Origin of the sequence: Rhabdothermincola salaria (assembly GCF_021246445.1) — a bacterium.
In the GTDB taxonomy this organism is placed as follows: domain Bacteria; phylum Actinomycetota; class Acidimicrobiia; order Acidimicrobiales; family Acidimicrobilacustridaceae; genus Rhabdothermincola_A; species Rhabdothermincola_A salaria.
The window spans coordinates 1-12953 of sequence record NZ_JAJQXW010000006.1 but is presented as its reverse complement, the minus strand read 5'-3'; the positions used below and the strand labels follow the sequence as shown (position 1 = coordinate 12953).

General features: G+C 69.8%; 11 protein-coding genes and 3 tRNA genes. 10 read left to right on the top strand and 4 right to left on the bottom strand.

Features of this window, described 5'->3' with window-relative positions; genetic code table 11:
- The first annotated feature begins 1 nt into the window (after position 1).
- From nuoK to LUW87_RS17890, 7 genes are all read left to right on the top strand, one after another.
- The gene (gene nuoK / locus LUW87_RS17920; RefSeq protein ID WP_232672578.1) at positions 2 to 316 is read left to right on the top strand and encodes an NADH-quinone oxidoreductase subunit NuoK; all 315 of its coding nucleotides are present in this window, start codon (positions 2 to 4) and stop codon (positions 314 to 316) included.
- A 7-nt stretch (positions 317 to 323) separates the two neighbouring features.
- Positions 324 to 2528: an NADH-quinone oxidoreductase subunit L gene (gene nuoL, locus LUW87_RS17915; RefSeq protein ID WP_232672577.1), complete on the top strand. Its 2205-nt coding sequence runs from the start codon at positions 324 to 326 to the stop codon at positions 2526 to 2528.
- Between the two features lie 19 nt (positions 2529 to 2547).
- Positions 2548 to 4107 carry a complex I subunit 4 family protein gene (locus tag LUW87_RS17910; RefSeq protein WP_232672576.1) on the top strand — a complete coding sequence of 520 codons (1560 nt, stop codon included), beginning with the start codon at positions 2548 to 2550 and terminating at the stop codon, positions 4105 to 4107.
- Positions 4108 to 4110: 3 nt separating this feature from the next.
- Positions 4111 to 5622: an NADH-quinone oxidoreductase subunit N gene (locus LUW87_RS17905; protein WP_232672575.1), complete on the top strand. Its 1512-nt coding sequence runs from the start codon at positions 4111 to 4113 to the stop codon at positions 5620 to 5622.
- A gap of 18 nt (positions 5623 to 5640) precedes the next feature.
- The gene (locus LUW87_RS17900; protein WP_232672574.1) at positions 5641 to 6807 is read left to right on the top strand and encodes an SAM-dependent methyltransferase; all 1167 of its coding nucleotides are present in this window, start codon (positions 5641 to 5643) and stop codon (positions 6805 to 6807) included.
- Positions 6808 to 6875: 68 nt separating this feature from the next.
- Positions 6876 to 8813, top strand: a complete 1938-nt coding sequence (gene acs, locus LUW87_RS17895) for an acetate--CoA ligase (protein WP_232672573.1) — start codon at positions 6876 to 6878, stop codon at positions 8811 to 8813.
- Positions 8814 to 8844: 31 nt separating this feature from the next.
- A complete protein-coding gene (locus tag LUW87_RS17890) occupies positions 8845 to 9330 on the top strand; it encodes a phosphatase domain-containing protein (protein ID WP_488169003.1) in 486 nt (161 codons plus the stop codon).
- A gap of 630 nt (positions 9331 to 9960) precedes the next feature.
- Here the strand turns inward: LUW87_RS17890 and LUW87_RS17885 are convergent.
- From LUW87_RS17885 to LUW87_RS17870, 4 genes are all read right to left on the bottom strand, one after another.
- Positions 9961 to 10449, bottom strand: coding sequence for a YajQ family cyclic di-GMP-binding protein (locus LUW87_RS17885; RefSeq protein WP_232672571.1), 489 nt, complete (start codon positions 10447 to 10449; stop codon positions 9961 to 9963).
- 117 nt (positions 10450 to 10566) lie between these two features.
- Positions 10567 to 10648: transfer RNA gene (locus LUW87_RS17880), tRNA-Tyr, on the bottom strand.
- Between the two features lie 83 nt (positions 10649 to 10731).
- Positions 10732 to 11217, bottom strand: a complete 486-nt coding sequence (locus LUW87_RS17875; protein ID WP_232672570.1) for a GNAT family N-acetyltransferase — start codon at positions 11215 to 11217, stop codon at positions 10732 to 10734.
- A 5-nt stretch (positions 11218 to 11222) separates the two neighbouring features.
- A complete protein-coding gene (locus LUW87_RS17870) occupies positions 11223 to 12491 on the bottom strand; it encodes a hypothetical protein (protein ID WP_232672569.1) in 1269 nt (422 codons plus the stop codon).
- Positions 12492 to 12601: 110 nt separating this feature from the next.
- Here LUW87_RS17870 and LUW87_RS17865 point away from each other — a divergent pair.
- From LUW87_RS17865 to LUW87_RS17855, 3 genes are all read left to right on the top strand, one after another.
- Positions 12602 to 12674: transfer RNA gene (locus LUW87_RS17865), tRNA-Thr, on the top strand.
- A 33-nt stretch (positions 12675 to 12707) separates the two neighbouring features.
- Positions 12708 to 12784 (top strand) — tRNA-Met (locus LUW87_RS17860).
- Positions 12785 to 12854: 70 nt separating this feature from the next.
- The coding region (locus LUW87_RS17855; protein WP_232672602.1) for a GTP-binding protein at positions 12855 to 12953 on the top strand (99 nt) is incomplete at its 3' end.

Below are 12953 nucleotides of genomic sequence, written 5' to 3'. Positions count from 1 at the left end.
CATGCTCGTCAACCAGTTCCTCTTCCTCGGCGCGATCTTGTTCTGCATCGGCGTCTACGGGGTGCTCGCCCGCCGCAACGGCGTGATGATCCTGATGTCGATCGAGCTCATCCTCAACGCCGTCAACATCAACCTCGTCGCCTTCGGGGCCATGTGGCACGCCGGTGACATCACCAACATGACGGGCCAGGTCTTCGCCCTGTTCGTGATCGCCATCGCCGCCGCCGAGGTCGGCGTCGGCCTGGCCATGGTGATGATGATCTACCGCAACCGACAGAGCATCGACGTCACCGAGCTCGATCTGTTGAAGGGCTGAGCTGACCGTGATCCCCCATCTCCTCGACCAGGTCTGGATCCTCCCCGCCCTCATGGCGGTGTCGTTCGTGGCCATCTTGTTCTTCGGCAAGCGTCTGGGCACCAGGGCCACTGCCGGCATCGGCATCGCCTCGGTCTCCGTCTGCCTGCTGCTGTCGCTCGTCGTGGCCGGCCAGTGGATCCAGCGGGTCGACGACCCGCCGACCTCGGTGCCCTCCTCGGAGCTGCAGGGCGTGGAGCTGCCTCCGCCAGCGGAGGCCGGCGCCGAGGGCCACTCCGCCGCGGTCGTCACGCCCATCGGCCCCGGCACCGGTGAGAGCGCCGCCGGCGAGCTCGCCGCCGCCGCCGGGGAGGGCAAGGCCGAGGCCGCCGTCACTCCGGTGGTCGCCGAGGTCACGTGGTTCCAGATCGGAGGCATCGAGTTCAAGGCCGGCACCCTGGTCGACGGGCTCACCGCCATGATGCTGGTGACGGTGACCATCATCTCGTTGCTGGTGCACATCTACTCCACCGAGTACCTGCGCGGCGATCGGCGCTTCACCCACTACTACGCCTTCCTGTCGCTGTTCACCGCGTCGATGCTGCTCTACGTCATCAGCTCGAACACGCTGCAGATGCTGGTGGGCTGGGAGCTCGTCGGTCTCTGCTCGTTCGCCCTCATCGGGCACTGGTGGGAGGAGAAGAAGAACTCCGACGCCGCCCTCAAGGCCTTCCTCACCAACCGTGTCGGCGACATGGGCCTCATCATCGGCGTCACCATCACCTTCTTCGCCGCCGGGGCCACCAGCTTCGGGGTGCTGCACATCAACGAGTACGCCCTCTCGCCGGGGGCCAACACCACCCTGCTGCTCGTGGGTGCGCTGTGCCTGTTCGCCGGTGTCACCTCGAAGTCGGGCCAGTTCCCGCTGCACACCTGGCTGCCCGATGCCATGGCCGGGCCCACCCCGGTGTCTGCGCTCATCCACGCCGCCACCATGGTGGTCGCCGGCGTCTACCTCATCGCCCGCCTGTACCCGGTGTTCTGGTCGGGTCTGGCCATCGGATCGAGCTCGTTCCACTACGTGGCCCTCATCGGTGGGCTCACCACCATCATCGGCGGCGTCCTCGCCTTCGTGCAGTACGACATCAAGAAGGTCCTGGCCTACTCGACCATCTCCCAGCTGGGCTACATGGTCATGGCCCTCGGGGTGGGGGCGTGGACGGCCGGCGTGTTCCACCTCTTCACCCACGCCTTCTTCAAGGCCTGCCTCTTCCTCGGTGCCGGCTCGGTCAGCCATGCGGCCCACCACACGTTCGACATGCGTGAGATGGGTGGCCTGCGCAAGTACATGAAGACCACTCACATCACGTTCTTGTTGGCCACGCTGGCCCTCGCCGGCATCATCCCCTTCGCCGGGTTCTGGTCCAAGGACGAGATCCTCGCCGGCGCCGCGGTCGGGCAGGAGCAGGCCTACACCTTCATGCTCGTCATGGGCTTCATCACGGCCTTCATGACGGCGGCCTACATGGGCCGGGCCTACTGGATGACCTTCTGGGGCGAGTACCGGGGCCACGGCACGCCTCACGAGTCGCCGAGGGTCATGACCGTGCCGCTCGTCATCCTGGCCATCGCCTCGGTGACCTTCGGGTTCTTCAACTTCCCGGCGAACTTCTTCGGCCTCGAGCTCCCCAGCGCGTTCGTCCACCCCTTCGAGGACTACGTCGAGCCGAACTTCGTCTTCCCCGCGGTGGCGCACTCGGGCTTCGTGCCCTGGGTGGCGCTGCTGTCCACCGTGCTGGCGGTCGCCGGGCTCTTCGCGGCCTACGCGTACTACGAGAAGAACCTGGGCCCGCACGGCCTCATGGCCCGCAGTCGCCTGGCCCGGGGCGGCTACACCATCCTCGAGAACAAGTACTACCTCGACCACCTCTACACCGACATCATCGCGGCCAACACCAAGGGCCCCCTGGCCCGGGCCGCGAACTGGTTCAACCAGAACGTCATCGACGGCATCGTCGATGGCACCGCGACGGTCTTCCGGAAGGCCTCCGGCGTCGTCTACCGCGGCGTCGACCAGTTCGTGGTCGATGGCCTCGTGAACGGTTCGGGTACGGCCTCCGAGGCCTCCGGCCAGCTCCTGCGTCGTCTGCAGACCGGCAAGGTCCAGCAGTACGGCGCCATCCTCTTCGCCGCTGCCACGGTCTTGGCCGGCGTCTTCGTCTTCGTCCTCTAGGAACCCAGGAAAGCCACTGATGAAAGACTTCCTGAACGGTTGGGGCCTCAGCCTGGCGGTGTTCTTGCCGCTGGTCGGTGCGGCCGTGGTGATGCTCATCCCCAAGAAGGACGAGTACCTCATCAAGGTCACCGCCCTCGTCACCTCCCTCGCGGTGGCGTTGGTCGGTGTGCTGCTGTTCACCAACTTCGACTACGACGACGCGGGAGCGCTGCAGTTCTTCGTCGACAAGGCGTGGATCCCGGTGATCAACAGCCGCTACATCGTCGGCATGGACGGCATCTCGCTGCCGCTCATCGCCCTCACGATGCTGGTGGTGCCGTTGTGCATCGTGTACTCGTGGAACCACTTCCCGGAGCCGCACAACCCCAAGGCGTTCCTGGCACTGATCCTCATCCTCGAGACGGGCATGATCGGCACGTTCGCCGCCCAGGACCTCATCTTGTTCTTCGTGTTCTTCGAGGTCGTGCTGCTGCCGATGTACTTCATGATCGGCGTGTGGGGCGGCGAGAAGCGCCGCTACGCGTCGATGAAGTTCTTCCTCTACACGCTGTTCGGCTCGGCGCTCATGATCGTCAGCTTCATGGCGCTGTACTTCCTCTCCGACGAGATCATGGTCGACGGCGTCATGCGCCACACCTTCGACATGACCCAGCTGCCGGCCGCCGCCGAGGGCATCTCCATCGGTGCGGCCCTGTGGATCTTCGGTGGCATGTTCATGGGCTTCGGCATCAAGGTGCCCATGTTCCCGTTCCACTCGTGGCTGCCCGACGCCCACACCCAGGCCCCCACGGTGGGCTCGGTGATCCTGGCCGCGGTGCTGCTGAAGCTCGGCACGTACGGGTTCGTGCGCATCTCGCTGCCGATCCTGCCCGAAGCGGCCGAACGGTGGGCGCCCTTCATCGGGTTGCTGGCCGTCATCGGCATCATCTACGGGGCGCTGTGCTGTCTGGCCCAGACCGACATGAAGCGCCTCATCGCCTTCTCGTCCGTGGCCCACATGGGCTTCGTGATGCTCGGCATCGCCACCCTCACCGACTTCGGCATCAACGCGGCCATCTTCGGCATGGTCGCCCACGGCCTCATCACCGGGATGCTCTTCTTCGTGGCCGGCTCCACCAAGGAGCGCTACCACACCCTCGAGATCGGGCGTCTCGGCGGGATGCTCAAGCAGGCTCCCCGCATGGGCTGGATCCTGGGCTTCTCCGCCATGGCCTCGCTCGGTCTGCCCGGCCTGGCCGGCTTCTGGGGCGAGTTCCCGGCGATCCTCTCGGCCTACAACCCCGGCGGCGACCTGAACGAGGCGCTGTTCCGGGTCTACATGGTCGTCGCCGCCCTCGGCACGGTGCTCGCCGCCGCCTACCTGCTCTGGCTCTACCAGCGGGTGGCGTTCGGCGAACCCACCGAGGAATTCGCCGACGACCCCCACATCACCGACGTGCAGCCCGCCGAGTGGGTGGCCTGGACGCCGATGCTGGCCCTGATCGTCGTGCTCGGCATCTACCCGAACCTGCTGTTCAAGGTCACCGACCCCGCCGTCGTCAACACCGTCGCCGCCTTCGGCAACGCAGGGAGCTGATCGGTGCTCGCCCAGTTGGCCGCCTTCGCCTGGGAGACCCCCCAGCTCGACCTCCACGCCCTCGCGCCCGAGCTGATCGTGGTCGGCGTGCTGTCGCTGGTCCTCATCGTCGATGCCTTCACCGACGAGAGCGGTCGGTGGCTGTCGTCGACGATCGCCGGCATCGGCCTGCTCGTGGCGGCCATCCCGCTGGTCACCCTGGCCATGGACGGCACCGACCGGGTGATGTTCGGCGGCGCCTACGTCGTCGACGACTTCGCCTTGGTGCTCAAGGCCCTGTTCCTCGCCTCGGCCTACGTGGTCGTGCTGTTGTCCACCAACTACATCGCCGAGGGCGACTACTGGGAGGGCGAGTACTACCAGGTGCTGCTCGGCTCGGTGGTGGGCATGCTCGTCATGGCCTCGTCCCGCGACCTCGTGACCATGTTCGTGGCCCTCGAGATGCTGTCCATCCCCGCCTACACGCTGGCCGCCTGGCGCAAGCGCGACAGCAAGGGCAACGAGGCGGGTCTCAAGTACTACCTGATGGGCGTCTTCGCCTCGGCCATCTTGCTCTACGGCATGTCGTTGCTGTTCGGGCTCACCGGCACCACCGTCCTCGCCGAGATCGGAGAAGTGGTCGGAGGGGCCGCCGACACCCAGCCGATCGTCACCCTGGCCATCGTGTTCGTGATCATCGGCTTCGCCTTCAAGGTGTCCGCCGTGCCGTTCCACACGTGGGCCCCCGACACCTACGAGGGTGCGCCCACGCCCATCACCGCCTTCTTGGCGGTGGCCTCCAAAGCCGCCGGCTTCGTCGCCCTGTTGCAGCTGGTCTTCATCGCCCTCTACGGCCGTGAGGACGTCTACGGGCCCCTCATCTGGGTGCTCGCCGCCGTCACCATGACCGTGGGCAACCTCATCGCCCTGCGCCAGACCAACGTGGTGCGCATGCTCGCCTACTCGGGCATCGCCCAGGCCGGCTACATCCTCGCCCCGCTGGCCATCGCCGGCACGGGTGGCGACGTGGGCCTCACCTCGCTGCAGGCGATCGTGGTCTACCTGCTCATCTACGCGGCTATGAACCTCGGTGCCTTCGCCGTGGTCATCGCGGTGGCCCGCAAGACCCGTTCGGCGGAGCTGAGCAGCTTCGGCGGGCTGTTCTCCTACGCCCCCGCTCTCACGGTGTGCATGACGCTCTTCCTCTTCGCCCTGGCCGGCATCCCGCCGGCGGCGGGGTGGTTCGGCAAGCTCGAGATCTTCCGGGCCCTGGCCAGCGCGGGCAACTTCTCGGGCTACTCGCTCGCCGTGCTCGTGGCCGTGAACTCCGTGGTCGCCTTCGCCTACTACGGCCGCCTCATGCGGGTCATGTGGATGGACGACGCGCCCGACGGCGACGTCACGCCCATCCGGGTGCCGCCGTCGTTGGTGGCCGCCGTCAGCATCACCGCGGTGCTCACCCTGGCCGTGGGCGTCTTCCCCCGGGCCTTCACCCACTTCACCGAGTCCGTCACCCTCCTCGGCCTCGGCGGCTGACCGCCGGGGGAGGCCGCCATGGCATCCCCGCCCGGCCCGGGGGACGAGTCCCTCCACGACCGTCTGCTGGCTCGCATCGACGCCGACGGCCCTCTGGCCTTCTCGTCGTTCATGGAGGCCGCCCTGTACGACCCCCGCGAAGGGTTCTACGCCGGGGGTGGCCGGGCCGGCCGCCGGGGCGACTTCCTCACCAGCCCCGAGGTCGGCCCGCTGTTCGGTGCCGTGCTGGCCCGGGTGCTCGACGCCTCCTGGGACGAGCTCGGGCGTCCCGACCCCTTCGTCGTCATCGAGGGTGGCGCCGGACCCGGCACGCTGGCCCGCACCGTGCTGGCCGCCGGTCCTCGCTGCGCCGAGGCACTGGTCCACGTCCTGGTCGAGACATCGGCCGCGCAGCGCGCCGCTCATGGCGCGCACCAGCCAGCCTGGGTGGGGGAGCGCGCCGGTGGCGACCTCACGGCCGTGGTCACCGCCCCCCGGGCCGGGCGCGGGCCGGCTGTCGTGTCGGCCGCGGACCTCCCCGATGCCACCGTCCGAGGGGTGGTGGTGGCCAACGAGCTGCTCGACAACCTCCCGTTCGATCCGGTGGCCCGGGCGACCGGCGGTGGCGTCGAGGAGCTGCGCGTGGTCCGCGGCGGCGACGCCGCGTTCGCGCCGGTGATCGTGCCCCGCGGGCCCACCTCCGCCGACGACGTGGTGCTCGGGGCGTTGCCGGCGGGGGTGTGGGTGCCCCACCAGGCGGCGGCCGCGGCATGGGTGGGCCGGGCCCGGGACCGCCTGGCGGAGGGGCAGGTGCTCGTGGTCGACTACGGCGCCTCCGATGCCGACCTGGCCGAGCGGCCCCCCTTGGCCTGGTTGCGCACCTTCCGAGGCCACGAACGGGGCGGGCACCCCCTCGACGACCCCGGCACCCAGGACATCACCGCCGACGTCGCGGTCGACCAGCTCCTGCGGGGGTGCCCGGGAGGGACGGTGAGCACGCAGGCCGACTTCCTGCTCGCCAACGGCATCGACGACCTCGTCGAAGAAGGGCGACGGATCTGGCGCGAGCGCGCCCACCTGGGCGACCTCGAGGCCCTGCGAGGCCGCAGCCGGGTGAGCGAGGCCGAGGCGTTGCTCGACCCCTCCGGGCTCGGCGGCTTCGTGGTCGTGCGATGGGACGTCGGAGCCGGCGCGCCCGAGCGGTGATGGCGGCGTCGCCCGATCGGTAGTGTCGGCCCCCTGGGGACCGCGACCACGGGGAAGGGGCAACGCCGATGAGCGAGCCGACGATCGAGGACTACTTCGTCGAAGACCGGACCTTCCCGCCGCCCCCGGCCTTCGTGGCCGACGCGCTGGTGACCGACGACTCGCTGTACCGCGAGGCCGACGCCGACCCCGAGGCCTTCTGGGCCCGCCAGGCCCGCGAGCTGCTCACCTGGTCCACCGACTTCCACACCGTGCTCGAATGGGACCTCCCCGACGCCAAGTGGTTCGTCGGCGGCGAGCTCAACGTCTCGGCCAACTGCCTCGACCGCCACGTCGACGCCGGGCTGGGGCAGAGAGTCGCCTACCACTGGGAGGGTGAACCGGGCGACACCCGCACGATCACCTACGCCGACCTGCTCGACGAGGTCCAGCGCGTCGCCAACGTGCTGCGCGACCTGGGGGTCGACAAGGGCGACCGGGTCGCCATCTACATGCCCATGATCCCGGAGCTGCCGGCGGCGATGCTGGCCTGCACCCGCATCGGCGCCGCCCACTCGGTGATCTTCGGGGGCTTCTCACCCGACTCCATCGTCGACCGGGTCAACGACGGCGGCTGCAAGGTCGTGATCACCGCCGACGGGGGCTACCGACGAGGGGCCGCCTCCCCGCTCAAGCCCAACGTCGACGCCGCGCTCGAGCACTGCCCCACGGTCACCGACGTCGTGGTCGTGCGCCGCACGGGCACCGACGTCGACATGGTCGCCGGTCGCGACCACTGGTGGCACGAGGTCGTGCCCGCCGCCGAACCCACCTGCGCACCGGTGCCGGTGGGCAGCGAGGACCTGCTCTACCTGCTCTACACCTCGGGCACCACCGCCAAGCCCAAGGGCATCATGCACACCACCGGCGGCTACCTCACCCAGGCCGCCTTCACCCACAAGGTCGTCTTCGACCTGAAGCCCGAGGACGACGTCTACTGGTGCTCGGCCGACATCGGATGGGTCACCGGGCACAGCTACATCGTCTACGGCCCGCTGGCCAACGCGGCCACGTCCGTGCTCTACGAGGGCACCCCCGACACGCCGGGCCGCGACCGGCTCTGGGCCATCGTCGCCAAGTACGGGGTCACCCAGCTCTACACGGCGCCCACCGCCATCCGCATGTTCATGAAGTGGGGCGAGCAGGAGCCCGCCCAGCACGACCTGAGCTCGCTGCGGGTGCTCGGCACCGTGGGCGAACCCATCAACCCCGAAGCCTGGATGTGGTATCACGCCAACATCGGAGGGGGCCGGTGCCCCATCGTCGACACCTGGTGGCAGACCGAGACCGGCGGCCACATGATCACCCCGCTCCCGGGCGTCACCACCCTCAAGCCGGGCTCGGCCACCCGCCCCCTGCCCGGGGTGAGCCTCCAGGTCGTCGACGACGTCGGCGAGCCCATCGAACGGGGCGGCGGCTACCTCACCATCGACAAGCCCTGGCCGGGCATGCTGCGCGGCATCTGGGGCGACCCGCAGCGCTACCGTGACACCTACTGGTCGCGGTTCCCGGGCCGCTACTTCGCCGGCGACGGCTGCAAGATCGACGACGACGGCTACTTCTGGCTGCTCGGCCGCGTCGACGACGTCATGAACGTGTCCGGGCACCGGGTCTCCACCACCGAGGTCGAGAGCGCCCTCGTCGACCACGACGCCGTGGCCGAGGCCGCGGTCGTGGGGGCCACCGACGACGTCACCGGCCAGGCCATCGTGGCCTACGTCATCCTGCGGGGCTGGGCCGAGGAGAACCCCGAGATGGTCGAGGACATCCGCCAGCACGTGGCCGTCAAGATCGGACCCACCGCCCGACCCAAGCGGGTCATCGTGGTGCCCGACCTGCCCAAGACCCGCAGCGGCAAGATCATGCGCCGGCTCCTGCGCGACGTGGCCGAGGGCCGTGACCTGGGCGACGTCACCACCCTCGCCGACGCCTCCGTGGTCGACGCCATCCGCACCGCCGCCGGGTGACCCGCCAGCGGGGCATCATGGCGGGGTGACGATGCCTCTCCCCGACAACTGGCAGTGGCGCGACGGGCCGGTCGAGCCGGGCCCCGCCGTGGTGTTCGACATGGACGGGGTGCTCTCCGACGCCTCCCGCCGCCAGCACTACCTCGACCATCCCTACCGGGACTGGGAGGCCTTCTTCGCGGCCTGCGGCGACGACGAGCTCATCGCCGAGGTCGCCCGCCTCCTCGACGTGCTCGACGATGACCTGCACATCGTCTTGCTCACCGCCCGGCCGGCCCGGGTGCGCCCCCAGACCCTCGGCTGGCTCGACCGCTACGGGCTGCGCTGGGACCTGCTGGTGATGCGCGACTGGCACGACCACGGCTCGAGCCGCGGCTACAAGCAGCGCACCGTCGGGGAGCTCCGCGACTACGGCCTCGACCTGCGCCTGGCCTTCGAGGACGACCGCCGCAACGTCCACATGTTCCACACCGAGGGCATCCCCTGCGTCTACATCCACTCCGGCTACTACGACTAGCTCCGGGTCGGCAAGCCTCCCCTCCGCCGCCTGCGGCGACCGTTCACGCAGGCTGAGGCTCCTTGCTGCGCGGCGTCGCCTGTGACATCTGCTTCGGGTCGGCAAGCCGTGACACTTCGTTCGGGTCGGCAAGCCTCCCCTCACCGCCTCTGACACTCAGCTCGGGTCGCAGGCTCCCCTCGCCGGCTTCGCCGAAACGCGTGCCGTGGCTGAGCCTCCTTGCTGCGCGGCGTCGGCTGTTGCGAGTCGGCTGACGGTCGCGGTCAGGTGGCGGCGGGCAAGCGCAGCGTCGCCGCCACACCGCGGCGCTCCGCGCCGCCATGGTCCCGGCCAGCGAGGCGCCCACATCGCGTCCCGACGAGTTCGCGAGGAAGGCTCCATGGACCCGGGTCCGAGCGGGTCCCGGGGGGTGGCCCGGGCCACGGTTCTGACGCGCGCACAGGAGCGAGTGCGGCTCGGTGGCCGCCACATGAGATCGACGAGGAGCTCGTCGACCTACGCCAGAGCTCCACGAAGCTGCCGCTCTGAGCGACTGAGCACGTCAGGTTCTGGGCCGGGACAGGACCCGCCGGGACCCCGAGTCCCGAAGTCGGGTCCCGACGCCCGACCGGTCCGGGCGCCAGGGTTGGGTCAGTCGCGGAAGTTCTCGAACTGGAGGGGGATGCCGAGGTCCTTCTCCTTGAGCGCAGCGATCACGGCCTGGAGGTCGTCGCGCTTCTTGCCGGTGACGCGCACCTGGTCGCCCTGGGTCTGGGACTGGACGCCCTTGAGGCCGAGGCCCTTGATGGCCTTGTTCAGCTCCTTGGCCTTCTCCGAGGAGATGCCGGCGCTCAGCGTGGACACCTGGCGGACGGTGCCGCCGGCGGCATCCTCGACCTTGCCGTGCTCGATCCCCTTCAGGGAGACCTTGCGCTTCACGAGCTTCTCCTCGAGCACTTGGCGGATGGCGTTGAGCCGGTCCTCGGTGACCGAGCGCATCTCGATCCCGGAGTCATCGAGGACGATGCTGGAGTCGGTGTTCTTGAAGTCGAACCGGTTGGCGATCTCGCGGGCGGCCTGATCGACCGCGTTGCGGACCTCCTGGGTGTCGACCTCGGAGACGATGTCGAAGCTGGGCATGGGTGATGTCTACCGCGATGGCGCCGCCGCGATCGACCGCACGCGGCTCGGCCGCCCCGGAGGGCGGCCGAGCTCGGATGCTGCGGTGCGGCCCGACGCCGAGGCGTCGCGCTGCGGTGGGCCGGGGTGGATTCGAACCACCGTAGGCAGAACCGACGGGTTTACAGCCCGTTCCCTTTGGCCACTCGGGCACCGACCCAGGGGAGACTCACTGTAGCGACACCACCACCGGCCACGGAAAACGAGCAGCGGGGCCGGGCCGGTCGCCCGGCCAGCGCGTGCTCACAGCATGCGTTGCATGACGACGACGTCGAGCCACTTGCCGAACTTGCGTCCGACCTCGCGCTCCACGCCGACGACGCCGAACCCGACCGATCGGTGCAGCCCGATCGAGGCCTGGTGGTGGCCCACCACGCGGGCCATGATCGTGTGGAACCCCTGGCGGGAGGCCACCTCCACGATCTCGCCGAGCAACGCCTTGCCGAGGCCCTTGCCCCGTTGGTCGTGGCGGATGTAGATCGACTCCTCGACGGTGGTGCTGTAGGCGGGCCGGTCCCGGTAGGGCGACAGGGAGGCGAAGCCCACCACCTCGCCCTCGTCCTCGGCCACCAGCACGGCGAACGCTCCGGAGCGGGCGTCGAGCCACGCCCGTTGCTCCTCCAGGGACCGGGGGCGCAGGTCGAAGGTGACCGTGGAGCCGGTGACCTCCGCGTTGTAGATGGTCCGGATGGCCTCGGCGTCGGCGGGGCGGGCGAGGCGCAACAGCACGGCGTTCACCGTACCGGCGCGTGCTCCACCAGCTCGACATCTCCCGTGAGGCGCTCGACCCGGGCCCAGGTGGTGACCTCGGCGTCGTCGGTCAGCAGGATCACCTGACGCTGTCGGGCGCACTCCACCAGCGCCTCGAGCAGCGGTGGCTTGGCGCCGGGATCCACCTCGATGAAGGGATCGTCGCAGACGAGGGGAACGGACTCCCCGCCGCTGGGGCGGACGGCGAGGCGCACTCGTAGCCGGTCGAGCCGGTCGCGCGCGGTCTCGTCGCCGGGCATGACCGCGGGAGAGGGAGCCCCGGCGCGGGCCGCGTCCCGCAGGCGCTGGGCGGTCCCCAGGATCTCTCGGCGGTGCTGGTCGGCCCACTCGACGTCGGTGTCGCCGGCGAGCAGGCGCCATTCCTGGAGGGCGGCCCGGTGGGCGCCGACGAGTTGGCCGAGCCGGCGTCGGTGGGCCTCGGTGCCGAGGGCCCGGTCGACCCGGGCCAGCTGGAAGGCGAGGTAGGACGTGGCCCCGGCCTCCTCGAGGGCAGCTGACTCCTCGCGCCGGGCGGCCTCGACGACACGCCACTCGTGGGCCGACCAGGCGGTCATGGCCGCTGCCGCGCCGAGGAAGGGGATCGCCGCCGCCCATCCGGCGGCGACGGCCACGGGCGCAGCCATCAGCCCGGCGTTGGCACCGAACAGCAGCCACACCCTCTGGGCCCGCTCGTGCTCGGCCTGGGCCGCCTCGAAGGCCCGGTGGCGGCGGTCGATCTCCTCCACGAGGACGCTGTCGAGCTCCTCGGGCTCACCCCCGAGCTGGCTGAGTTGCGCGGCCCGTTCGGCGACCTTGTCGGCCACGTCCCAGAGCCGGTGCTGGTCGACGTGGGCCAGCTCGAGGATCCGCTGCTCGACCACCGATCGGGTCTCCAGGTCGCGCGGTCCCATCAGCACCACGGCGGGGGCCTCGGTGGGGCCGACACCGAAGTGGGCGAGCAGGTCGGGCGGCCCGCCGTCGGGTGCGACGTCGCCGGTGATGTCACGCGCCGAGTCCACGTCGACGACCCGGACCGGTGACGAGGGCGGTCGGAAGACCGCCAGGTGGTGCCCGTCGTCGGTGAGCACCTCGGCGTGCAGGCCCGGCCGCCCGGTGCCCAGCGTCGAGACGATGGCGCGGCCGAGGCTGCGCCGGGCCACCCGGTCGAGTCCGCTCACCACGGTCAGCCCGGGGTGCATGTCCAGGTGGAAGCGGCGCCCGTCTGCTTCGATGACGACCCGGGTCAGCCTCACCCGGGCAGCATCGACACGGCACGCCGCCGCCTTGAGCGGAGCCGAGTTGGGAACCCGGGACGGGGCATGGCATAGTGGCGACCTTGTGCGCGGCACCTCGTGCCGAGCGCGCCCCCTTAGCTCAGTCGGCAGAGCGTTTCCATGGTAAGGAAAAGGTCGACAGTTCGATTCTGTCAGGGGGCTCTCTCCGGCCCGGGTCTCCCGGGTCGGCGGCCTGTCGGCGTAGCTCAGACGGTTAGAGCACTCGGCTCATAATCGAGTGGTCGTCGGTTCGAGTCCGACCGCCGACACCATCGAAGCACCCTCGTCCGATCTGCGGGCGAGTCCCCATCCCACCCCCGAAAGGCACCCAGGAGATCCCCCATGGCGCGTGAGAAGTTCGAGCGGACCAAGCCCCATGCGAATGTGGGCACGATGGGTCACATCGATCATGGGAAGACGACGCTGACGGCGGCGATCTCG